At 57.3% G+C, this 23176-nt stretch carries 13 protein-coding genes and 7 pseudogenes; 14 read left to right on the top strand and 6 right to left on the bottom strand.

Annotated elements, in window-relative coordinates; all coding sequences use genetic code 11:
- Positions 1 to 113: 113 nt before the first annotated feature.
- Together AC630_RS47915 and gmd are read right to left on the bottom strand one after the other, a co-directional pair.
- Positions 114 to 1062: pseudogene (locus AC630_RS47915) on the bottom strand (GDP-L-fucose synthase family protein).
- Positions 1043 to 2128, bottom strand: a complete 1086-nt coding sequence (gene gmd / locus AC630_RS32065) for a GDP-mannose 4,6-dehydratase (RefSeq protein ID WP_074122454.1) — start codon at positions 2126 to 2128, stop codon at positions 1043 to 1045. The pseudogene AC630_RS47915 and the gene gmd overlap by 20 nt, the downstream one beginning before the upstream one ends.
- 1081 nt (positions 2129 to 3209) lie before the next feature.
- Here gmd and glmS point away from each other — a divergent pair.
- Positions 3210 to 5037, top strand: a pseudogene (gene glmS, locus AC630_RS32060) (glutamine--fructose-6-phosphate transaminase (isomerizing)).
- Between the two features lie 750 nt (positions 5038 to 5787).
- On the opposite strand, the gene dctA reads toward glmS, so the two are convergent.
- Complete coding sequence (gene dctA, locus AC630_RS32050) at positions 5788 to 7107, bottom strand: C4-dicarboxylate transporter DctA (RefSeq protein WP_074122452.1); 1320 nt, start codon at positions 7105 to 7107, stop codon at positions 5788 to 5790.
- A gap of 615 nt (positions 7108 to 7722) precedes the next feature.
- On the bottom strand, positions 7723 to 8271 hold the full coding sequence (locus AC630_RS44490; RefSeq protein ID WP_143198479.1) for a hypothetical protein: 549 nt from the start codon (positions 8269 to 8271) through the stop codon (positions 7723 to 7725).
- Positions 8272 to 8746: 475 nt separating this feature from the next.
- Here AC630_RS44490 and ald point away from each other — a divergent pair.
- Positions 8747 to 9818, top strand: a pseudogene (gene ald, locus AC630_RS32045) (alanine dehydrogenase).
- 371 nt (positions 9819 to 10189) lie between these two features.
- Here the strand turns inward: ald and AC630_RS32040 are convergent.
- The gene (locus AC630_RS32040) at positions 10190 to 10384 is read right to left on the bottom strand and encodes a hypothetical protein (protein WP_074122451.1); all 195 of its coding nucleotides are present in this window, start codon (positions 10382 to 10384) and stop codon (positions 10190 to 10192) included.
- Positions 10385 to 10679: 295 nt separating this feature from the next.
- Here AC630_RS32040 and AC630_RS32035 point away from each other — a divergent pair, with 295 nt between their 5' ends.
- The 12 genes and pseudogenes from AC630_RS32035 to fdxB all read left to right on the top strand — a co-directional run bounded on the left by AC630_RS32035 (position 10680) and on the right by fdxB (position 22128).
- Positions 10680 to 10874 (top strand): 4Fe-4S binding protein, encoded by a 195-nt coding sequence (locus AC630_RS32035; RefSeq protein WP_074122450.1) that lies wholly within the window; start codon positions 10680 to 10682, stop codon positions 10872 to 10874.
- A 239-nt stretch (positions 10875 to 11113) separates the two neighbouring features.
- A pseudogene (locus tag AC630_RS44485) lies at positions 11114 to 11263 on the top strand (Fe-S cluster assembly protein SufB); the annotation flags it as partial.
- 87 nt (positions 11264 to 11350) lie between these two features.
- Positions 11351 to 12045 (top strand): annotated as a pseudogene (gene sufC / locus AC630_RS32030) (Fe-S cluster assembly ATPase SufC); the annotation flags it as partial.
- A 33-nt stretch (positions 12046 to 12078) separates the two neighbouring features.
- A pseudogene (gene sufD / locus AC630_RS48470) lies at positions 12079 to 13409 on the top strand (Fe-S cluster assembly protein SufD).
- A gap of 1057 nt (positions 13410 to 14466) precedes the next feature.
- On the top strand, positions 14467 to 15969 hold the full coding sequence (gene nifD / locus AC630_RS32020) for a nitrogenase molybdenum-iron protein alpha chain (RefSeq protein WP_074122449.1): 1503 nt from the start codon (positions 14467 to 14469) through the stop codon (positions 15967 to 15969).
- A gap of 73 nt (positions 15970 to 16042) precedes the next feature.
- The gene (gene nifK / locus AC630_RS32015) at positions 16043 to 17599 is read left to right on the top strand and encodes a nitrogenase molybdenum-iron protein subunit beta (protein WP_074122448.1); all 1557 of its coding nucleotides are present in this window, start codon (positions 16043 to 16045) and stop codon (positions 17597 to 17599) included.
- 100 nt (positions 17600 to 17699) lie between these two features.
- Positions 17700 to 19343 carry a nitrogenase iron-molybdenum cofactor biosynthesis protein NifE gene (nifE, locus tag AC630_RS32010; RefSeq protein WP_074122447.1) on the top strand — a complete coding sequence of 548 codons (1644 nt, stop codon included), beginning with the start codon at positions 17700 to 17702 and terminating at the stop codon, positions 19341 to 19343.
- An 8-nt stretch (positions 19344 to 19351) separates the two neighbouring features.
- The gene (gene nifN, locus AC630_RS32005; protein WP_074122446.1) at positions 19352 to 20740 is read left to right on the top strand and encodes a nitrogenase iron-molybdenum cofactor biosynthesis protein NifN; all 1389 of its coding nucleotides are present in this window, start codon (positions 19352 to 19354) and stop codon (positions 20738 to 20740) included.
- Positions 20737 to 21129 (top strand): nitrogen fixation protein NifX, encoded by a 393-nt coding sequence (gene nifX / locus AC630_RS32000; protein ID WP_074122445.1) that lies wholly within the window; start codon positions 20737 to 20739, stop codon positions 21127 to 21129. The genes nifN and nifX overlap by 4 nt, the downstream gene beginning before the upstream one ends.
- Positions 21130 to 21139: 10 nt before the next feature.
- Entirely contained in the window at positions 21140 to 21607 is a 468-nt protein-coding gene (locus AC630_RS31995; protein ID WP_502691557.1) for a NifX-associated nitrogen fixation protein, read from the top strand.
- Between the two features lie 9 nt (positions 21608 to 21616).
- The gene (locus AC630_RS31990) at positions 21617 to 21841 is read left to right on the top strand and encodes a CCE_0567 family metalloprotein (protein ID WP_074122443.1); all 225 of its coding nucleotides are present in this window, start codon (positions 21617 to 21619) and stop codon (positions 21839 to 21841) included.
- The gene (gene fdxB / locus AC630_RS31985; RefSeq protein ID WP_074122442.1) at positions 21829 to 22128 is read left to right on the top strand and encodes a ferredoxin III, nif-specific; all 300 of its coding nucleotides are present in this window, start codon (positions 21829 to 21831) and stop codon (positions 22126 to 22128) included. The genes AC630_RS31990 and fdxB overlap by 13 nt, the downstream gene beginning before the upstream one ends.
- A gap of 204 nt (positions 22129 to 22332) precedes the next feature.
- Here the strand turns inward: fdxB and AC630_RS47335 are convergent.
- Positions 22333 to 22667, bottom strand: a pseudogene (locus AC630_RS47335) (transposase).
- Between the last annotated feature and the right edge of the window lie 509 nt (positions 22668 to 23176).

Below are 23176 nucleotides of genomic sequence, written 5' to 3'. Positions count from 1 at the left end.
ACACCGTTGCCCATCATCGATCATGGGCTTTCGCGAACTCATCTGGCGGCCTTCAAACCGAAGCTTCCAGTTCCAATGATCAAGAATTCGACACCAATAAAAAGCAGGGAGCTTCATGACCGACTGATGATCCTCCCTGATGTCTGCTGCCGCCTGTTGATCTCGTCGAGATAGAACTGATACGCCAACCCGATGCCCTCCTGCAGTGAGGTGCGGGCGTGCCAGCCGATTTTGACCAGGCGGCTGACATCGAGCAGCTTGCGCGGCGTGCCATCGGGGCGCGACGTGTCGAAGCGGATCTTGCCGCGAAAGCGGACGGTCGCCGCGACCACCAGCGCGAAATCGGCGATGGTGATGTCCTGGCCGGTGCCGATGTTGACCAGCTCGGACGACGAATAGGTCTTCATCAGGTGGACACAGGCGTCCGCAAGATCGTCGACATACAGGAATTCGCGCCGTGGCTTGCCGGTGCCCCATACCACGACGTTCGCCGCGCCTGACATCGTGGCCTCGTGATTCGGGATGGTAATTGTCGCCGGGACCGTAAAGGTTGGTCGGCATTACGCTGATGAAGTCTGCGCCGTACTGGCTGCGATAAGCTTCCACCATCTTCAATCCGGCGATTTTCGCAATCGCATAGGGCTCGTTGGTCGGCTCCAGCGGGCCGCTCAGCACCGAATCCTCCCGCAGTGGCTGCGGCGCGAGCCGCGGATAGATGCAGGACGAGCCGAAGAACATGAGCTTCTCACATCCGTTCGCATGAGCGGCTTGGATCGCATTGTTCGAAATTGCAAGGTTATCGTAGAGGAACTCGGCTCGCAGCGTATCGTTGGCGACGATACCGCCGACTTTGGCCGCCGCGAGGAACACCGCCTGCGGCCGATTCGCGGCGAACCAGGCGCTCACCGCCGCCTGGTCGCGAAGATCCAGTTCGCTTCGCGCCGCCGTCAGGAGGTTGGCCTGCTCGCGCGCGAGCCGTCGCATCAGCGCCGAGCCGACCATACCGCGATGGCCGGCGACGAAGACCGTCTTGCCCTTCAGCTCAAAACGCGCGCTTGCCATTGACGACGTCCTGACGGGCTTCGGCGAGATCGCTTGCCACCATCTCCTGCACCAGCTGCGCGAAGCTGGTCTTAGGCTTCCAGCCGAGTTTTTGGCGGGCCTTGTCGGCATTGCCGACCAGCAGATCGACCTCTGTCGGGCGGAAATAGGCCGGATCGATTTCCACAACGGTTTTTCCGGACGCCCTGTCGATGCCGATCTCCTCAACGCCCTCGCCGCGCCATTCGATCGTCCGGCCGACCTCTGCGAATGCCAGCTCGACGAACTCGCGCACCGCCCGCGTCTCGCCGGTCGCCAACACGTAATCCTCTGCCACGTCGTCCTGCAGAATTTGGTGCATGCCCTCCACGTAATCGCGGGCGTGGCCCCAATCGCGCTTGGCCTCGAGATTGCCGAGATAAAGGCGGGCCTCCAAACCGACTTCGATGCGGGCGACGCCGCGCGTGATCTTGCGGGTCACGAAGGTCTCGCCGCGGATCGGGCTCTCATGGTTGAACAGGATGCCGTTGCAGGCGAACATGCCGTAGGCCTCACGGTAATTCACCGTGATCCAGTAGCCGTAGAGCTTGGCCACGCCATAGGGCGAACGCGGATAGAACGGCGTCGTCTCGCTCTGCGGCACCTCCTGGACGAGACCGTAGAGTTCCGATGTCGAGGCCTGGTAGAACCTCGTCTCCTTCTCCATGCCGAGAATGCGGATCGCCTCGAGCAGCCGGAGTACGCCAATTCCGTCGGCATTGGCCGTGTATTCCGGACTTTCGAAGCTGACCGCGACATGGCTTTGCGCCGCAAGATTGTATATCTCGGTCGGCCGGATTTGCTGCATCAGGCGGATCAGGTTGGTGGAATCGGTCATGTCGCCGTAGTGCATCAGGAAGGGCACGTTGCCGGCATGCTGGTCCTGGTACAGATGATCGACGCGCGCGGTGTTGAACGACGACGACCGCCGCTTGATCCCGTGCACAGTGTAGCCAAGTCTGAGCAGATGTTCCGCGAGATACGCGCCATCCTGGCCCGTAATGCCGGTGATAAGCGCAACGCGCCGTTTTGAATCTTGAGCCGTCATTGTTTCACCAGTTGGGCAGAAAAGGAGCCTTTAGTAGTAAAAGTCATTTTGGAGCAGCTTTCATGCGCATGAAGCCCACATTCACGCGTATTGAAGGAGGGCCCATTTTGAGTTAGTAATGTACGCCCGCGTAGATCAAGCGCATCATATACATTGATATGCAATACCACTGGAAAGTCCTCCCGTGGTTAAGGCAAGAACGAGTCAACAAGCTCTTCCTCGTCGGGCCTGATTACCCCGATCATTTCTGGCGCAATGAGAAGCAAACGCCTGCGCTGTTGCCTGGCGGAAAGCTAATGAACCATCATCTATGACGCTGTCGTTATTTCCTAACCAAGAAAAGGAAGTGATTCGGCCGATGATCGCTCCCAAGATGGACCGGTTGCATCGTGGTTTGTTGAGTCAAGTATGATCACCGCGACGCATCATCACGACACCACATCGGTTCTAGTCGAGACTGCGATAGTTCGCTACCAACATTCGTATGGTTCTTCGAACCTTTCGCTATGGAAGATTTACCTCCGTACAATTGAACGAGCGGTCTCAATGCTCCAGTCTCGTCCCATCGAACTAGCAGCATTGCCCTCTGGGAGCGCCAGGACGGCATTCTATTGAACACTGGGCCGGGCGTCATAAAGCTCTCGACTCCAATTTAGGAGCTGAACAAAGGTCATGAGATTCTATCGCAGGTCTCAATGTGCTCCGCCGGCTCGCGAGCTTGGTCAGTCCCCAGAGTCGAAGCCATATTGCAATCACGACATTCCAAACACGACGAAAACTCTGATTGCGCCGCCGATCTCGGTCCAGCTGCACGATAATGACGTGCCTGCATATTCGACTAAACTTGAAGGCCCTGTTTCGTCCGCTGCCGCGTCTTCATTCGAATGCGATGGTGCTCGCCAACGCCCCAATGGAGCCGAACCAGGTGAGGAGGGAAGATCTGGAGACCTGGCTCAGCTTGTGCATGCGGAATTGCTCCCAGTGAATCTCGCAGTGGCGATTGAATATCTTTAGATAAGTGAATTTGACCAAGAAGTTTCCACCGCGTGACCATCATGCGGCGTGAAGTTGGGGTGATCGTATGTGCGGGATTGTCGGTATCTTAGGACGTGGTCCAATCATCAAGCAACTGGTCGATTCGCTCAAGCGACTTGAATATCGCGGATATGACTCCGCAGGCGTCGCGATGCTCGAAGAAGGCCGTCTTGAGCTTAGACGCGCCGAGGGAAAGCTGACAAATCTTGAGGCCCGCCTACGCACCAATCCACTAGTGGGTCACAGCGGTATTGGTCACACGCGATGGGCCACTCATGGCAAGCCGAGCGAAAGCAACGCCCACCCGCATGCCACCGACAACGTCGCGGTTGTTCACAATGGGATCATCGAGAACTTTCGCGACTTGCGCGGCGAACTGGAGCAGAACGGCGCTAACTTTGCCTCCGAGACCGATACTGAGGTGGTGGCTCATCTTGTGGAATCGTATTTGCTGGATGGCTATTCTCCGCAGGACGCGGTGAGAGCGTCGCTACAGCGGCTGCGCGGCGCGTTTGCGCTGGCGTTCCTGTTCAAAGGCCACAACGATCTCATGATCGGCGCGCGCAAGGGGGCGCCGCTTGCGATCGGGCACGGTGACGGCGAAATCTATCTAGGATCGGATGCGATCGCGCTCGCGCCCTTCACCGACACCATCACCTATCTTGAAGATGGCGATTGGGCCGTGCTTACCCGCACAATTGGCCTTATCTATGACTCGAATGGCGCCGTCGTCAATCGGGAGGCATCAAAGCCTGGCGCCTCCTCGCTCCTCGTCGGGAAAGCGAACTATCGCCACTTCATGGCCAAGGAAATTCACGAACAGCCGGGAGTGCTCGGACAGACGCTGGCGCATTATGTCGACATGACTGCCGAGCGCATAGCCTTGCCGCTCAAATTGCCATTTGACTTCAATCTCGTTCAGCGCATCTCGATCACGGCTTGCGGTACGGCAAACTATGCCGGCCATGTTGCTAAGTACTGGTTCGAGCGTCTGGCACGCGTTCCAGTCGAAATCGATGTAGCCTCCGAATTCCGCTATCGCGAGGCACCCTTGCGCAAGGGGGGATCTCGCGATCTTTATCTCTCAGTCAGGGGAGACCGCCGACACCCTTGCCGCGCTGCGTTACGCCAAGGCGAATGGTCTGCACACGATATCCGTAGTCAACGTGCCGACGTCAACGATCGCGCGCGAGAGCGAAACCGTGTTGCCAACGCTGGCGGGGCCGGAAATCGGTGTCGCCTCAACCAAAGCCTTCACCTGCCAGCTGATGGTGATGGCCGCGCTTGCGCTCGCAGCTGGCAAAGAGCGCGGCGAATTGTCCGATACCAATGAATTGAAACTCGTACGCGAGCTGATCGAAATTCCCCGGTTAATTGCTGCAGCCCTTGAGACCGAGCCGCAGATCGAGGAACTTGCGCGCGAAATCTCCAAGTCAACGGATGTGCTCTATCTCGGTCGCGGCACATCGGTTCCGCTGGCATTAGAGGGGGCGCTCAAGCTAAAGGAAATTTCCTATATCCACTCAGAAGGGTATGCCGCGGGCGAGCTCAAGCACGGCCCAATTGCGCTGATCGACGAAACCGTGCCCGTGGTGGTTATTGCGCCATATGACCCGCTTTTCGCGAAAACCGTTTCGAACATGCAAGAAGTTGCCGCTCGTGGTGGCAATATCATCCTGATGACTGATGCGAAGGGAGCTTCGGAAGCGACATTGGCTACCTTCCGAACAATTCTGCTGCCAGACATGGTCGCAACCTTTGCGCCCATGGTTTATGCTATTCCGCTCCAGCTTTTAGCCTATCATACCGCTGTCGTGATGGGCACAGACGTCGATCAGCCGCGCAATCTCGCGAAATCGGTGACGGTCGAGTAGAGCCAGCAGCAACGTCGAAGCGCGTCCTGCTGTTAGACGTGGGAGGAATAGCGCAATCCAGCGGTCCATCGCGCAACCCTCACTCTTGTTGCTGAAGTTCCCGCCAAAGGCTGCTGGCCCACGTGGTGGCCGGAGGCCCGCCGCGCTGGAGCCTTGCCTCGAAGTGCGCGGGAAGATGTGAAGGTGTGTGAGGACGCGAATGCTCCGGTTCACCGTCAACAGCCTGAGCGCTGAACAGTGCGCCTGTCGAGGCCGAGCAGTTGCGCGATTCTGGGTAGCGGGCAACTGCTCACGTGGGCGATAGATCTCATCGCGGTCATCTCACGAAGCCTTTTGATCCGTCCGTAAATGCGGCAAGCGCGGTCGGCGGCGCGGAACTCCCGGCTTCGCTCGTTGCGCGGCCGCCGTGATTGGACGGCGGCTATGTTGTGATAATGGCGGCCGATCGTGTAGCGCAGGACCTCACCCAAGGTGTGGAACAGGCGAAAGCGGTCCGCCACTTGTCCCGCCTTGTCGGCGCCCCAGCAGCGCACTGCTGAGTTTGTCAGCGCAGCAGAAATATCGGAGCGAACTGTCTTGGTCGGTTGCTGGGTCTGGTTTATTCACGTAGCGACCGACCATCCGACTCGCCGAACACGGTAGCCGGGCAAGCTTTGGGGCCGTAACTCAGGTCGGCTGCGGCCAAATCGAACCACTAAAATCGAGCAGGCTACACAGAGTGGAAGCGTCCGGGAATAAAGCATGGCCCTATTAGGTCTTGTTCCTGGGCTCCACATTGTTTGGATCGATCTCTCGGTTCAGACCCGCATGCAGCGTCGCGTAATTCAGTTCGCCTTCCCACCAGGAGACGAACACAGCGGCGATGCCATTGCCCGCGATATTGGTGAGCGCTCGCACCTCGCTCATGAACTTGTCGATCGAGAACACGATCGCCATGCCTGGCACCAGCACTGGATTGACAACCGACAGCGTGGCAGCCAGGGTAATGAAGCCCGCGCCAGTGACGCCGCTTGCGCCCTTCGAAGTCAGCATCGCCACAACCAAAATCGTCACTTGCTGGCTAAAAGTGAGCTCGATACCCAGCGCCTGCGCAATGAACAAAGTCGCCAGCGTCATATATATATTAGTGCCGTCAAGATTGAAGGAGTAGCCGGTCGGCACCACAAGCCCGACCACAGGCTTGGAGCAGCCTAACCGCTCAAGCTTCTCCATCAATTGTGGTAGCGCGCTTTCCGAGGATGAGGTGCCGAGCACAATCAAGAGCTCATCCTTTATATAGGCGATAAATTTGAAGATCGAAAAGCCGATAAACCGCGCAATCAGACCGAGTACGAGTATTATGAATAGCGCAGCGGTCGCATAAAACAAAGCGACAAGGCCGATCAGATTGCCGAGCGCAGCGGGTCCGAACTTTCCGATTGTGAAGGCCATGGCACCGAAGGCGCCGACCGGAGCCGCCTTCATGACAATGGCAATCACGCCGAAAACCGCTTGCGCCAAGTCGTCGATCATGCCACGCAACCTCTCTCCGCGCTTGCCCATCGCCATCAGAGAAAAACCGAATAGGATCGCGAACAGAAGCACCTGCAGGATATCGCCGCGGGCGAGGGCGCCAACCACGCTATCGGGGATGATGTTGAGGATGAAGTCGACGGATTTCGAGGCTTCCGCCTGCTTCACGTAATTGGCGACCGCCGCGGCGTCAGGCTTGGCGGAGAGACCTCGGCCGATTTGGAACAAATTGCCTGTCAGTAGGCCGAGCAACAAGGCAGCCGTGGATACAATCTCGAAATAGACCAGCGCCTTGACGCCGACCCGTCCGACCTTCTTTGCATCCTGAATATGAGCGATTCCGGATACCACGGTGCAGAAGATAATGGGCGCGATAACCATCTTGATCAGCTTGATGAAGCCGTCACCCAGCGCCTTGATCCAGTCGTTCGTCGCGAGCGGCGGCCATAGCCATCCGACGACGACGCCGATCAGGATCGCGATCAGCACCTGGACATAAAGAACTTTGTACCAAGGTCGCGACGCTCCCGCAGGCGCCGCAGTGGCGATGGTGGTCATGCGTTCCTCCCGACTTACTCGAAGACTGCGCCGTCGTTTAAGAGGCGTCGACATCATACGAGTCTGTTATTTCCGCCCTGTCCGATTGAAGACGCTGTTGTCGAGTGTCCGACACCCGGCAGCGCGATTTCAAAGGTGAGCTTTCAATTCTGCGTATTCTTCTCTCGTCAAAGCAAAACGCGCGCCGAGCGCCGACGCTGCGGCCGTTTGACCGGTCTGACTATGTATTGACTTCTCCTGAATGCTGAATGGCAGGACAGCATTCGCATCGTCGAGGGCAAACGTTGGCTAAGCGCCTTGCGCACAATTCCCGGATTTCTGTCAAACTCCAGCGACTGGATAAACAACTAACATCAGGTCGGGGCAGTCGTCATTCGGCGGCCGTCCACACCCTCGTTCGGGGATTGTGGCAATGATTTCCTCGCGAGCTGGCGTTTAGCGCCCATCAAGCATTTCAATCCGAACGCGGCGGCAACCTCGCCGAGTGGCGATACGCGATGAGCCTTGATCGGCCAGTTAGATGGTGCTCAATGCAATATTCCGCGATATTGGTAGAATCCAATGTTTGGATGCTAAGCATCGAGATGATGAAAGCGCGGAGACATGCGCGGAAACCTATGCCGGAATCACTTGCGGAAGAGCCAGATGGTGCAATCCAACCGTCACTTGCAGGAGCAGATCGCTATAATCCGCCACTTCGACCAGAACATGCGAGGCCCAATCTGGAGCGGTTTCGCGCGTGGGCGGCGGGGGTGAGGGATGAATGGGACGAGGCGGCAGCTGCGACTTCATCGACTCAAATGTCGCTGCCTCACGGAAATTGAGCGGCGCATCAGGCGCATGAACGATCGAGGTGCCGTGATTTGAGGTCCGACCATCCAAAGACCCAAATCGACCGGCGTGCTCGAGGTCAAACTCAGGTGAAAGAATTTCGGAGCGCGCGAGGGTGCTTTTGACCTGAAAGACTGAATGGGGACCTTGCGTTAAGTTTCGCGTGCCAGCATCGCAGAAATATTTGTGCTGCTTGGTGGGTTTTCTCACATCACGTTGTGAACGATTACGAGCGAGTTTTTGCCGATCTGCTGCGGCATCGCAAGATGTGTAAGTAAGACAAATCGAATTCGGTCGCAGTAAGCGCCATCGTCGCTGCGAAGGCATCAGCATCTTCGGCGCTCGACAGGGGAGCGGTAAACCTTTGAAAGATGCCGTGTATGATCGTGAGTCGCTCATCAGATCAAAAAGGGGCAAGAACGTGCATGAGACCGGGCGGCCCAAGTCCCAGGGCGCGTGACAGAACGCTTCCGTTGAGATCAAATGGCTTCAGGAGTTTCCCAACGCCGCTATTGGGATCCTGTCTCTCGCGCCGCTTGCGCCCATCGCAGTAGTTGAGACCCTATTTTTTTGGATGTCCCGGCGGCTGATCGGCACGCTGGATGGCATTATGCGGCTCTGTAAGGCATGCCTGTATCAACGCGTTCGGAATCCTGCGCAACCGACCAGAAATCGATGGATTTCGGCGCAATTTGCGTTCTCGCTTAGCAATATCGTAGAGCTCTTCCGTTTAAAAAGATTTATCTACGCAGGGAGATTGCAAATGAAGGTCGGGGTTCCCAAGGAAATCAAGGCGCACTAATATCGCGTGGGCCTAACTCCTGGGACTGTGCGCGAGTATGTGGCTGCGGGCCACAGTGTCGTCGTAGAGACCGATGCCGGGGGAGGCATTGGCGCAACAGACGACAATTACCGCAAGGCTGGCGCAACGATCCTGGACTCCGCGCACGAGGTGTTTGCATCGAGCGAGATGATCGTAAAGGTGAAGGAACCTCAGCCGTCCGAATGGACGCAATTGCGTGAGAACCAAATCCTGTTTACCTATCTGCATCTGGCGCCAGACCCGGAGCAGGCGAAGGGTCTCCTAAACTCTGAGTGCACCGCAATCGCCTACGAGACCGTGACGGATGCGCATGGCGGCCTTCCGCTGCTGGCGCCGATGAGTGAGGTCGCGGGCAGACTTGCGATCGAAGCGGCAGGTAGCGCCCTGAAGCGGTATACAGGGGGGCGCGGACTGCTGATAGGGGGTGTGCCCGGTGTACAGCCGGCCCGTATCGTCGTGATTGGAGGCGGCGTTGTTGGCACGCATGCGGCTCGCATGGCGGTCGGCTTGGGTGGCGAGGTCTCCATCATTGACCGATCGATACCTCGACTTCGCGAACTTGACGAGCTATTCGGCGGTCGCGTTCGAACCAGGTTTTCGACGATTGACTCCGTGGAGGATGAGGTCCTGGCGGCCGACGTGGTCATTGGTGCGGTGCTCGTTGCCGGAGCGAGCGCGCCAAAACTGGTCAGCCGTGGCATGTTGAGCTCGATGCGCAAAGGTGCGGTGATCGTCGATGTCGCTATCGATCAGGGTGGATGCTTCGAGACATCTCACCCGACGACCCACGCTGACTGACCCAACTTACGAGGTAGACGGCGTCATTCACTACTGTGTGGCTAATATGCCCGGAGCCGTCCCGCTCACCTCAAGCCAGGCGTTGAACAACGCCACGCTGCCATTCGGTTTGGCTCTGGCCAATAAAGGCTTTTCCTCCGTACGCGAAAATCCGCACCTTCGCGCGGGCCTCAACGTCCATCGAGGCCGGCTAACTTATAGGGCCGTCGCCGAGAGTCTCGGTCTGCCCTTCTCACCGATCGATCAGGCTGCGGCCTGATCCCAGGGGCCCCAGGCGGGGCGTTTCCTCCCTGACTTGGGCCACTTCACTCGGAGTGGCCCATTTTTTTGAAAGGCTCGCATCCATTCCTGCCTGCGTCCCAATCTGGTAGCGGTTAGCCCCGTCAGTCAAATAATCTAAGCCATTGATATTGCGTTAATAGTCTCTTGGCGCTCGGTCCCAAATTGATCCCCAAGCGTGTCAGTGCACGGCTAAGCGATGTTTGCGAATTCCGACGATCCGCCTGAAGCGATCTGGAGTTCGGCACCCATTTACATTCCCAGCCGGTCGGCTGGGGGCTGATTGCCCTCGGTCCGCGAGCTCACCGATAGCCTGCAGATTACTCTTGTTCCGCTTTTTCGATCAGCGTTTCAGTAATACGCCGCGACCGATGCGGATTGCCGCTCCGAACTGTTAATGAAGAGCATGAGCAACTCTTTTCCGGGTTCACGGTAGGCCACAAGACTTAAACTCGCCTGTTGCTTTGTGTCGGTGGCGTGCAACGTCGCCGCTGAACTCTCCTTCGAAAATCGGCGAAATGTTGCGTGCTGTTTGATGGCATTCATTCACTCGCCTCCGCTGAAAGCCTTCGATCTTGACGATCGGCACGTCGCCTAAGCGGCCCAGAGCCGATATACATAAGGTGCGCTCTCGAAGTGACGCTGATCCCGCGAAGCACCTCTCGAAGAGGGAAGTACCGCATCGAAATCAAGCGTCGATGCCGACTGTAGAGTCTGCGACACACTGTCGAAGCGGTGACATTCGACAGAAAATAACGGAGGTAAACCAAGCCTCCGTAGTGTGGCACGAGACTTGAAACAAAGAAGCCGTCCCGCATTTTCTGCCCATGGAATCGCAGTGATGACTTACAAGATAATCGCGTCCCAATGCACCGGCTGCGGAGCATGCGAGTTCGAATGTCCCAACGCCGCAATCAGCCTCAAGAACGATGTGTATGTGATCAATCCGACGAAGTGCACCCAATGCGAGGGACATTTCGACGCGCCACAATGCGCCGTTGTCTGCCCAGTCCCCGGCACCTGCGCGCCGGGATAGACGTGCAGCCGTTTGGCGGCACCGCGGTACGTGTGAGGATTGAGACGCTATTGGCGGCCAGTTCAGTGGTGGGTCGCCTGATCGGAACGCTTCCAGGCGCCGACCTGGTTGTGACTTGCGCGATATCCTTCGTGGCAAAGGAAACCCGCCGCAGCGTCGCCGGAACGGGTCAAAATGGTTCTCGCACGGGTGGAGCAGGCGATGTAGCTCTTCTTGAGACCGTTGAGCGCGTCCGGCGCATCGACGTCGACCAGTATCGATATGGGTTTGAGACGCTGATCGAGTCTGACAAGGCCCCCAAGGGGTTGTCGGAAGAGACCGTCCGCTTCATCTCCACGAAAACGAAGCCCGCCTGGATGCTGGAGTGGCGCCTGGAGGCGTCTCGAAGATCTCCGAGGATGTGTTGTTCTACTGCATCCAACGCGGGCTATACCAGGAGGAAGCCATTGGCCTCGTCGTCAACGGCTTCGCCAGGGATGTATTACAGAAATTACCGAGAAATCACTTGCGGGCTCAATCTCACCGTCAATCCGGGCGAGGTGCACGCGATCATGGGGCCGAACGGCTCCGGCAAGTCGACGCTGTCACACTTCATCGCAGGCAAGCCGGGCTATGAGATAACTTCCGGCCAAATCCTTTTGAAGGGCGAAGACCTGCTCGCGATGGAGCCGGACAAGCGCGTCGCCAATGGCGTATTTCTCGCCCTCCAATACCCCATAGAAATTCCAGGCGTCACCACGATGAACTTCCTGCGCGCGGCGCTCAACGCTTAGCGCAAGGCACGCGGCAAAGAGGAACTGTCCACGCCCGCAAGGTCGCCAAATCTCATAAGATTCGGCAGGAGACGCTGAAGCGAGGCGTCAATGTCGGTTTTTTCGGCGGTGAATAGAAGCGCAACGAGATCATGCAGATGGCCCTTCTCGAGCCAAGTCTGTGCCTCCTGGACGAAATCGATTCCGGTCTCGATATCGATGCGCTGCGCATTGCGGCCGACGGCGTCAAGAAGCTGCGCTTCGCCCAAGCGTGCGATGGTCGTGATCATCCATTATCAGCGGCTTCTGAACTATATCGTGCCGGATGTGGTGCACGTGATGTCTAAACGACGCGTTATGGAGAGCGGCGACAAGCAGCTCGCCCTGGAGCTCGCGTCTCCGGCCACGCCCAGTTCGAGGGGGGGCGCCTGACGGCGCAAGAAATCTTTGGGATGAATTTGGATCTGACTAAGACGGACCCTGCAGTCACGACAGGCAACATCTTCGCGGCCGCTCGAGAACGACTGCCCGGCGCTGGCCGCGTAGCTGAAATCCGCGCGACGCTTTCGAGGCCTACAAACGTGCCGCGTTGCCGCATTCACGCATCGAGGATTGGAAATACACGGATCCGCGCATGCTGATGCCCGACGTGCTGCCGCTGGCCGCGCACCCAATGCGGCTTCGCTGGAGCGGGCAAAGACTGCGGTCGAGCGGGCGGCAGTCGAGGAGGCAATCAAGCTAGTGCTGGTCGATGGCATATTCGTACCTAGCCTATCTGATGCCGCCAAGCTCGGAAAGAAAGTCGATCTACGGACGCTAAAGTCGATCTGCGGACGCTGCACGCAGTTCTGGAGAACCCGGCGAATGGCGCGATGGCCAATCTTGTATTGTCGACTACAAGTGACGCGATGGTCTCACTTAATTCCGCGATGGCGACTGACGGTGTGGTGATTACGATCGCCGACCATGAGCGATGAGACGTCCGATCCAAATCATTCACGTTGCGCCCGGATCCGCGGCATCCAGCTTTACGCGCTGCTATCTGCACCTCGGGAATGGTGCGCACGCGAGCGTGGTAGAAAATTTTATCGCGGCCGACAGCACATGTGGCCATCGAGCCAACGATGCAATAATCGTCCTGGTTGGCAATCAGGCAGCCCTCTCATATCTTCGCATGGGAGCCGACGCGGCTGACGCCGTAAACGTCTCGTCCGGAATCATCGTAGTCAGTGCCAAGGCGAAACTCAATCTATTCAACATGACCCACGGTGGCGCCGTCAGTCGCTATCAAGTATTTGTCACATTGGCAGGTGAGGGGGCTGAACTCTCCGTCAACGGGCTCAACCTGCTCAAGCACACGCAGCACGCAGATGCCACACTCGTGGTCGACCACGCCTTTCCGCATTGCACCAGCCGGAACAATTTTCACGCCGTCGTCGATGACGACGGCCGCTCCGTGTTCCAGCGCCGAATCATCGTTCGCCCCCACGCGCGAAAGACCGACGCCAAGCTGACGACGCGCGCGCTGCTCTTGTCAGACCAATCCGAGGCCGACAATAAGCCCGAGTTCGAAATCTTTGCCGACGACGTGAGCTGCGCGCACGGCGCGACATCAGGCGCGCTGGACGAGAATCTGCTATTCTATCTGCGCGCTCGAGGTATATCCGAGAGAGATTCGCAGGCGCTATTGATTAAAGCGTTCCTCGCCGAGGGGATCGCAGATGGCAAATTGCGCGATATTGCGACGGCGCAAACTGAGGGCTGGCTCGAGGCGCGGCGATGAAAAGGATACGCTCGACTGGGTGGGGAGCTGTCTGCGCTTGCTCTGATGTCCGTGGCAAGCCGCTAGTTCACCTCGATAACACCGCAGCTGCGCAAAATTTGCAAGACGGTGGTCGATCGGACAAACTAAGCCTGCGCGTGCGAATATGCCAGTGGTACGTGGCCGCCTGCACTCACTCGAGAGCGCTGCGACAGTGGCCTATGGGGGGCGTGGCAAGGTGGTACAATTCGCGCGACTTCTGGCGTACCAAGATGGTCAGGATCACGCCTGTCTAACGTGCTCGGCACCGTCCCGCCCGCATAGATGTGGTGAGCACCGCGCGTGCTCGCCGCACCCCCTGCCGCTCGGTGGTTCGCAGGCAAGCGCCTATCTGGAATATCGTTGTACGCGACATTGATCCCGATTTTTATGTGATGACGGGCCAATTGTATGGTCCAACAGGCATCGATGTACCCTTACGGTAAGTATGCAGTTCTGACGTCGATGCCGGCTTAACAGGGGCGGTGAGACGATCCGTGAGGTCTCGCTTTGACGCGTCAGCTATGCTGGTCCCCCGTAGCGCCGGGCTAGGTGCGCAGCCGATGTGGAGGTGATGCGGTTGGGCGCTGTTGCGGACTACATCAACTCTATGGGCAAGGCAAAGATACGCAAACCCGAAGGCGCGCGGCTCGCCTACGGAGAGCTCGGCGGCTTCAGCCCGCTACGCATGATCGGGACGACGGTTGTAGGACGCGCTGGGAACTTGGCTCATGCCGCCCTGTCTCTGGTTCTCTTCGTTATGCGCGCCATCCAGCTCGGTCCGCCAGGTACCCACTACCGTAGAGAATTGCCGTGCAGCTCATAGCGTGGACCGCGCTTGTTCTGTTTCTAACATGGCGAACGGGGACTGATCTGCACGAGGCGAAACTGTCGCATTCACAACAACATTCGGTCGCTTCACGCGCTAACTGATTCCAAATCCGCTCGTTTCTGCGTTCACTCGGCGCTGGCATGCTCGTTGCAAAAGGCTTGACCGACTGCTCCCCATTCCAACAGGAAAGCTTCGAAGGACATCAGCATGAGCCTCGTAACGACCCAGAGCGCAGCGGAAATCAGAGCGCGAAACAAGGAGCTGATTGAGGAGACATTGAAAGTCTATCCGGAGAAGACCGCGAAGCGGCGCGCCAAGCACCTGAATGTTCACGAGTCGGGCAAATCGGACTGCGGGGTCAAGTCCAACCTAAAATCAATACCCGGCGTGATGACGATTCGGGGGTGCGCCTACGCGGGTTCCAAGGGCGTGGTCTGGGGACCTATCAAGGACATGGTCCATATCAGCCACGGCCCGGTCGGTTGTGGCCAGTATTCGTGGGGCTCGCGGCGCAATTATTACGTCGGCACCACGGGAATAGATACGTTCGTGACCTTACAGCTAACCTCCGATTTTCAGGAAAAGGATATCGTGTTCGGTGGGGACAAGAAGCTCATCAAACTCATTGACGAAATCCAGGAGCTGTTCCCGCTCAACAATGGCATCACCATCCAGTCGGAATGTCCGATCGGCCTGATCGGCGATGACATTGAGGCGGTGTCTAGAGCGAAATCTAATGAATATGACGGAAAGACCATCGTTCCGGTCCGTTGCGAAGGTTTTCGTGGCGTGTCGCAATCGCTCGGCCACCATATTGCCAACGACGCGGTGCGCGATTGGATTTTCGACAAGAATGGGCCCGACAGCAAGCCGGAGTTCGAGTCGACGCCTTATGATGTCGCGATCATCGGCGACTACAATATTGGCGGCGATGCTTGGTCGTCTCGGATTTTGCTGGAGGAAATGGGGCTACGCGTGATTGCGCAATGGTCCGGCGACGGATCACTGGCCGAGCTGGAGGCAACGCCCAAGGCAAAGCTTAACATTCTGCATTGCTACCGCTCGATGAACTACATCTCGCGCCACATGGAAGAGAAGTTCGGCATTCCCTGGTGCGAATACAATTTCTTCGGACCATCGAAGATCGCGGAATCGTTGCGCAAGATTGCGAGCTTTTTCGATGACAAAATCAAAGAGGGCGCCGAGCGGGTGATCGAGAAATACCAGCCGCTGGTAAATGCGGTGATCGCGAAATATCGGCCGCGCCTCCAAGGCAAGACTGTGATGTTGTTCGTCGGCGGACTGCGGCCTCGTCATGTGATCGGCGCGTATGAGGACCTCGGAATGGAAGTTATCGGCACTGGATATGAGTTCGGTCACAACGACGATTATCAGCGCACCGCCCAGCATTACGTGAAGGACAGCACGCTCATCTACGACGACCTCAATGGCTACGAGTTTGAGCGCTTCGTAGAGAAGCTCCAACCCGACCTGGTCGGGTCAGGTATCAAGGAAAAATACGTGTTCCAGAAGATGGGTGTGCCGTTCAGGCAAATGCACTCCTGGGACTATTCCGGTCCATATCACGGCTATGACGGTTTTGCGATCTTCGCGCGCGATATGGACATGGCCGTTAATTCACCAATCTGGAAGAAGGTGAAGGCGCCTTGGAAGGATGTCCCGAAGCCGAAGCTCTTAGCCGCAGAATGACGCAAGTAGGTGCGCTCTCAGCCGAGAGCCGTCGTCCACAGTAATCAAAACTATATCTAAAAGGGTGTTGCCAATGGCGCAGAGTGCAGAACACGTGCTCGATCACTTCGAACTGTTCCGCGGTCCGGAGTACCAGCAGATGCTGGCCAAAAAGAAAGCGTTCGAGAATCCCCGCGATCCGGCAGAGGTTGAACGCGTAAAAGAATGGACAAAAACGCTAGAGTATCGCGAAAAGAATTTTGCGAGGGAAGCGTTGACGATAAACCCGGCCAAGGCCTGCCAACCACTGGGCGCCGTATTCGCCTCAGTTGGTTTCGAGGGCACGCTGCCATTCGTGCACGGCTCTCAAGGCTGTGTCGCCTATTACCGCAGCCATCTGTCGCGGCACTTCAAGGAGCCGAGCTCGTGCGTCTCCTCTTCGATGACAGAGGACGCAGCGGTATTCGGCGGCCTTAACAACATGGTCGACGGGCTCGCCAACAGCTACAACATGTACAAGCCGAAGATGATTGCGGTCTCCACCACCTGTATGGCCGAGGTGATCGGGGACGACCTCAATGCCTTCATCAAGACGTCTAAGGAAAAGGGGGCTGTTCCGGCGGATTTCGACGTGCCATTTGCGCATACTCCGGCGTTCGTCGGCAGCCACATCACCGGCTATGACAATGCGCTCAAGGGCATCCTGGAGCATTTTTGGGACGGGAAGGCAGGAACAGCCCCGAAGCTTGAGCGCAAACCGAATGACAAGGTCAACTTCATTGGCGGCTTCGACGGCTATACCGTCGGCAATCTTCGTGAGATCAAACGCATCTTGGAATTAATGGGCGTCGAATATACCATCCTCGCCGACAATTCCGAAGTGTTTGATACACCGACAGACGGCGAGTTTCGGATGTATGACGGTGGCACTACACTCGACGAGGCCGCGAACGCGGTTCACGCCAAGGGGACGATCTCTATGCAACAGTGGTCCACGGAAAAAACGCTTCCGTTCATCGCCGACCATGGCCAAGATGTTCTAGCTTTCAATTACCCTATGGGCGTATCCGCAACGGATGACTTCCTGATGGCATTGTCGCTTCTCAGCGGCAAAGGCATCCCGGAAGAACTAGCGCGAGAGCGCGGCCGCTTGGTCGATGCGATGACTGACTCCAGCGCGCACATCCATGGCAAAAAATTCGCCATCTATGGCGATCCAGATCTCTGCTACGGGTTGGCCGCCTTCCTGCTCGAGCTCGGCGCCGAACCGATCCATGTGCTGTCTACAAACGGCAATAAGGCTTGGGAGGAGAAAACAAAGGCGCTATTGGCCGGCTCGACGTTTGGGCAGGACTGCAATGTGTATCCGGGGCGAGACCTTTGGCACATGCGCTCGCTCTTGTTCACCGAGCCTGTCGATTACCTGATTGGCAACACCTATGGCAAGTATTTGGAACGAGACACCGGCACGCCGCTGATTCGTATCGGCTTTCCTGTGTTTGATCGCCATCACCATCACCGTTCTCCAGTATGGGGCTATCAAGGCGGCATGAATGTGCTGGTGAAGATTCTCGACAAGATCTTCGACGAGATCGACAAGAAGACCAGCCTTCTCGGCAAGACCGACTATAGCTTTGACATCATTCGTTGATGGCGAACGATGCGGGTGTCATCGCCGGTTAGATCGGCGATGACACAACCCATGACGGATCGATTCTTTTGTAGATCGCTTCAGTTGACAGGAGAGGCGGATGAGTTCGCTACGGGCCACGGTCCGGAACATTTTCAACGAGCCGGGCTGCGCCAAGAATGGCAGCAAGCCGGAGAGTGAGCGCAAGAAGGGTTGTACCAAGCAGCTACAGCCGGGTGGCGCCGCCGGAGGTTGCGCTTTTGACGGCGCCAAGATAGCGCTGCAGCCGTTTACCGACGTCGCTCACTTGGTGCATGGTCCGATCGCTTGCGAAGGCAATTCGTGGGACAGTCGCAGTGCGGCGTCATCGGGCTCGAACCTGTGGCGCACGGCATTCACGACGGATATGAACGAAACGGATATCGTATTCGGGGGCGAAAAACGACTCTACAAGGCGATTAAGCAGATAATCGACAAATACGACCCGCCTGCCATCTTCGTCTACCAGACTTGCGTGCCAGCCATGATAGGCGACGATATCGACGCCGTCTGTAAGGCGGCTGCGGGAAAGTTTGGCAAACCGGTGATCCCCGTCAATTCGCCGGGGTTCGTCGGTTCAAAGAACCTCGGCAGCAAGCTCGCCGGCGAGGCCTTGCTCGAACATGTCATCGGAACCCAAGAGCCGGACGACACCACGGCTTACGACATCAATCTGATTGGGGAATACAATCTGTCCGGCGAGCTCTGGCAGATTAAACCTCTGTTTGAGGAACTTGGTATTCGCATCCTCTCCTGCATCTCAGGCGATGGCAAGTATCGCGAAGTCGCCTCGTCACACCGGGCCCGTGCCGCCATGATGGTGTGTTCAAAGTCTTTGATCAATGTCGCGCGTAAGATGGAGGAGCGATATGAGATCCCGTTTTTCGAAGGCTCGTTCTACGGCATTCAGGACTCCAGCGACTCTCTGCGAGAGATCGCACGACTGCTGGTGGGGCGCGGTGCACCCGATCATTTGATCGAGCGCACAGAGTCGGTGATCGCACGCGAGGAAGCGCGCGCTTGGACTGCAATCGAGCCATACAAGGCACGTTTCAACGGCAAGAAGGTCTTGTTGATTACCGGCGGCGTCAAGTCCTGGTCGGTCGTTGCCGCGCTACAGGAAGCCGGACTGGAATTGGTTGGGACCAGCGTAAAGAAGTCCACCAAGGAGGACAAAGATCGCATCAAGCAGCTTATGGGGCAGGATGCGCACATGATCGAGGACATGCCACCGCGAGAGATGTACAGAATACTGAAAGACGCGAAAGCGGACATCATGCTCTCGGGCGGTAAGTCGCAGTTCGTCGCGCTGAAAACGGCGACGCCCTGGCTCGACATCAACCAGGAGCGTTGCCACGCCTACATGGGCTACGTCGGAATGGTCAAGCTCGTCGAGGAGATTGACAAATCTCTGTCCAATCCGATGTGGGAGCAACTTCGCCGACCGACGCCCTGGAACGCCTTGGCGAGAGCGATGGTGAAGGTGCGCTCGCAGGCCATCGCTAGCATCTCCGACGAAGCGATCGGCGAGACGGCCCGCCGGGCCAAGAAGATCTGCGTCTGCAACACAGTTGATCTCGGCACAATCGAGGACGCGACTTGTTCACATGGTCTAACGAGCGTTGAAGCAGTCAGACAGCACACCAATGAGGCCGGTGGTTGCTGCAGCAGACGGATCGAGAATATTCTTCGTTCGCCGCCTGCCATGTTTCAGGCGGCGGAATAGGGGATGTCATGGCTATCCTCATGACGCCGAAGAAGGCTTGCGCCGTCAACCCGCTGAAGATGAGCCAGCCGATTGGCGGGGCATTCGCCTTCATGGGGCTGCGCGGGGCGATGCCGATTCTACACGGCCCTCAAGGGTGCACGTCCTTCGGGCTCACACTGTTTGTGCGGCATTTCAAGGAGGCGGTTCCCTTGCAGACCACGGCGATGACCGAGGTCACGACCGTACTCGGCGGCTACGAAAACCTCGATCAGGCTATACTTAATATCTTCAACCGCGCCAAACCAGAGATAATCGGTATCTGCTCGACGGGTGTAACGGAAACCAATGGCGACGATGTTGACGCCTACATTAAGCTTGTTCGCGAGAAGCATCCCCAACTCGCCAGATTGCCTCTGGTCTATGTATCGACGCCCGATTTCAAGGACGCGTTCCAGGATGGCTGGGAGAGGGCTGTTGCGCGGATGGTCGAGGTGCTAGTTGAGACGCCTTCGGTCGAGGCGCCGCGTGATCCAGCGCGGGTGAACGTTCTTCCTGGATGTCACCTGACGCCGGGTGATCTGGATGAGCTCCGAAACATCCTTGAAGATTTCGGCTTGCAGCCATCCTTCCTACCTGACGTTGCTGGATCGCTCGATGGGCATATCCCCGATGAGTTCACACCGACGACGATCGGCGGCATCGGGGTCGACGAAGTCGCGGCCATGGGCCGGGCAGGCTGGACTATTGCCATCGGTTCGCAGATGCGGCGAGCTGCAGAGGCAATGCAGGCCAAGACTGGCGTGCCATTTCGACTCTTTGAGCGACTGTGTGGTCTTATTCCCAACGATGAATTCATCGCCTTTCTGAGCGAGATCAGCGGCCGTTCAGTGCCGGCAAAATATCGGCGTCAGCGCGGGCAGCTCGCTGACGCGATGCTGGACGGGCATTTTCTTATCGGTGGTCGCAGGCTTGCAATAGGAGCCGAGCCGGACCTCTTGTTCGACCTGTCGAGCATGCTGCACGATATGGGCGTTCACGTGATCGCGGCCGTGACGACCACGCACTCGCCGGTGCTGGAGCGGGTCGAGACGCAGGAGGTGCTGATCGGCGACCTCGAGGATCTAGGAGAGCTGGCCAAGAACAAGAATTGCGATCTGCTCATCACGCATTCTCATGGCCGGCAAGCGGCGGCGCAGCTGAAAATTCCGTTCTATCGGGCCGGCTTTCCGATGTTCGATAGGGTAGGCGCAGGACACCATATATCGGTCGGCTATCGGGGCACGCGCGATCTGATCTTCGCCATCGCGAATCTCGTGATCGCGGACCGCGAGCAGAATCATAGGCCTACGCCAGATACTTGGCGGGACTCGAAACTGCTCTCGAGGACCGGGCGAACAGAGAGGTCAGTTGCATGAAAGTGGCGTTCGCTACCCAAGACTTGCAGCGTGTCGACGCGCATTTTGGTTGGGCCAGAAATATCGCAATCTATGACGTCGGGTCGGAGGGGTACGTATTTCTGAACGTCGTGGAATTTCAAGGCGATCTCAAGGAGGACGGCGACGAGGACAAGATCGTGCCGAAAATCGCGGCGATCAAAGGCTGCGCCATCCTCTATGTCGCAGCCATCGGAGGTTCCGCTGCCGCGCGGGTGGTAGCCAACAAGATCCATCCGATCAAAGTGAGCAAGCCTGAGAACATCCTGGTGCTGCTCGAAAGACTCAAGCGCGTACTGAAGGGAACGCCACCCCCCTGGCTACGCAAAGCCTTGGCTAAAGATCAAAAGCGCACTGATTTCGACGAGTGAGGATGACATAGTGGAGGCCGCAGACATAGTGCAACGAAACGGCGCGCTCGATGCGCCGATCGTCAAAGAGCTGGTCAAGCTTTGGCGCGCCCAAGCTTCGCATGGGACTTGGCAGAACAGGAGCGATATCGACCTGCTCGAACCTTATATCTTGCATAGGGAGAAACGACGCGAACTTCCGATCGTCGGCGATCCGGATCCCAATACGATCCAGCGGCTCGAAGTGTTCTTTAACGCGGTCTCGCTTTCGATCGAGAGGGCGACCGCGGTGATGATCCAGCCGGTGTTGACGATGCATCGTGAAGGCTTTGGTCGCATAGTGCTGATCGGCGGCCGGCTGATTGTAGTGAACAAGCAGCTACGCGATGTGCATCGCTTTGGCTTCGATAGTCTCGCAAAGCTTGCGAGCGAGGGTGACAAATATGTCAGGGAAGGCGAAAACATGATCAGGAAATTTCCCGACGTAGCGAATTATTGAGGATGCCTCATGAATGATCGTGAAGGACTGAAAGAAGACTTGAAGAAGCTTTCGGCAAGAGCGACGCAGGCCAAAATGGATCTACACGATCTCTCGGAGGAATTGCCCGTCAATTGGTCCTCGATCATGGCGGTGGCGCAGAAGGCGCATGATGCCTTCGATGAACTCGAGCGCAAGAGACGGGAACTAGATCAGCTGGAAGAGCCTAAAGGTCTTCAATCATGTCAGTTGTAGCGCGTGATGGTCGCCGTTGGACGCCGGACTACCTGAACTCAATTGATGCCAAGAAGTGCATCGGCTGCGGCCGCTGTTTTAAGGTATGTGGTCGTGATGTCATGACGCTGAAGGGGATCAGCGAGGAGGGCGAACTTGTCGATCTCGACGATGACGAGGACGATGAGATTGAGAAGAAGATGATGGTTATAAGTGACCAAGGCGCATGCATCGGCTGCGGTGCATGTGCCAGGGTTTGCCCGGCCAATTGTCAAACTCACGTTTCGGCAGAAGCGAAGGCGGTGTGAAGGGCGCCTAAATCCAAGAGCAGTTCCTGTCGACGTCTACCTCATTCCGGCCAATTGTCTTCGGCAATATCGTTGTCCCGCTGATCTCCAATGAGAGTGTGCCTGCCTCCTGCGTTTTCGCGATCGGGATCGAGCAGCCGTCCCATGGATCTGCGAGCAGATGGGGCAGGGAGAGTTGTCAGAGCGTGGCAGCTAGCTCGCCTATTAGTGGCGTGGACGCGCGGCCAGCCATAGCCGGATGGATGCGAGTTGGACGAAGGCAAGGTAGTCTCCCGCAAGCCTGTCGTAACGCGTCGCCACACGACGACATTGTTTGATCCTGTTGAAGAACCGTTCGACCTGGTTGCGAGCGCGATAAAGGTGATCGGATTGCTGCGATTGCTTTTCGCGGGGATGTTGGCCTACGCCCCCTTTTTCATGGCCAGCTCTCTTATCCGGTCGGCGTCATAGCCACGGTCGGCAAGCAGCATTGACCCGCGCTTCAGGCGAGAGAGCAGTTTTCCGGCAAGTCGAACGTCGTGGGTCTTGCCGGGGCTCAACGCCAACCGTACCGGCAAACCATTGCTCGACGACCGCGTGGATTTTACTCGTCAAGCCGCCGCGTGACGTTCCCATCGATTGGCGCCGATTCCTGGTGATGTAGGCTCCATGCTGATGCACGCAGGACACGTCGGTCGTTCACCCGAGGAACGCCACGCGGCTTGTTAGGCAGCATCGGCCTTATGGCAATCCATTCATCGTCGGCGAGTTCGTAGCGCATGGTTCGAGCCCCCTGTTTGGGAGTTTGAATCACGGGCCGGCCTACTGCAACGCCTCTGGCTGGGCCCCGGTTCGGCGCTTACGGGCAGAAGCGAACATCAACCTGCCGACAATCCCTGATGAACGTCGAAAATGACCCAAACCTGACATCACTTAACCCATCAAATCCGCAAGAGTCCGAGTTCGTATTCAAAAAGGCTCATCGTACGGCAACCCTTGCGAGGCTCTTCGGTCCTGCCGATGAGGCGCTATTATAGCTATAAGCTGACAAAAGTATGGGTCTTCTAGA

Origin of the sequence: Bradyrhizobium sp. AS23.2 (assembly GCF_001908185.1) — a bacterium.
Lineage (GTDB): Bacteria > Pseudomonadota > Alphaproteobacteria > Rhizobiales > Xanthobacteraceae > Bradyrhizobium.
The sequence above is the reverse complement of the archived record's forward strand: the minus strand, read 5'-3'. Positions and strand labels throughout refer to the sequence as shown.

Bases quoted from the DNA above. Each gene is read 5' to 3' on its own strand.
- nifK (WP_074122448.1), top strand. From the start codon at position 16,043: ATGGCGCAGAGTGCAGAACACGTGCTCGATCACTTCGAACTGTTCCGC.
- AC630_RS32040 (WP_074122451.1), bottom strand. From the start codon at position 10,384: ATGAATGCCATCAAACAGCACGCAACATTTCGCCGATTTTCGAAGGAG.
- nifE (WP_074122447.1), top strand. From the start codon at position 17,700: ATGAGTTCGCTACGGGCCACGGTCCGGAACATTTTCAACGAGCCGGGC.
- fdxB (WP_074122442.1), top strand. From the start codon at position 21,829: ATGTCAGTTGTAGCGCGTGATGGTCGCCGTTGGACGCCGGACTACCTG.
- nifN (WP_074122446.1), top strand. From the start codon at position 19,352: ATGGCTATCCTCATGACGCCGAAGAAGGCTTGCGCCGTCAACCCGCTG.
- dctA (WP_074122452.1), bottom strand. From the start codon at position 7,107: ATGACCACCATCGCCACTGCGGCGCCTGCGGGAGCGTCGCGACCTTGG.
- nifX (WP_074122445.1), top strand. From the start codon at position 20,737: ATGAAAGTGGCGTTCGCTACCCAAGACTTGCAGCGTGTCGACGCGCAT.
- AC630_RS31990 (WP_074122443.1), top strand. From the start codon at position 21,617: ATGAATGATCGTGAAGGACTGAAAGAAGACTTGAAGAAGCTTTCGGCA.
- AC630_RS32035 (WP_074122450.1), top strand. From the start codon at position 10,680: ATGACTTACAAGATAATCGCGTCCCAATGCACCGGCTGCGGAGCATGC.
- gmd (WP_074122454.1), bottom strand. From the start codon at position 2,128: ATGACGGCTCAAGATTCAAAACGGCGCGTTGCGCTTATCACCGGCATT.
- nifD (WP_074122449.1), top strand. From the start codon at position 14,467: ATGAGCCTCGTAACGACCCAGAGCGCAGCGGAAATCAGAGCGCGAAAC.
- AC630_RS44490 (WP_143198479.1), bottom strand. From the start codon at position 8,271: ATGCTGATGCCTTCGCAGCGACGATGGCGCTTACTGCGACCGAATTCG.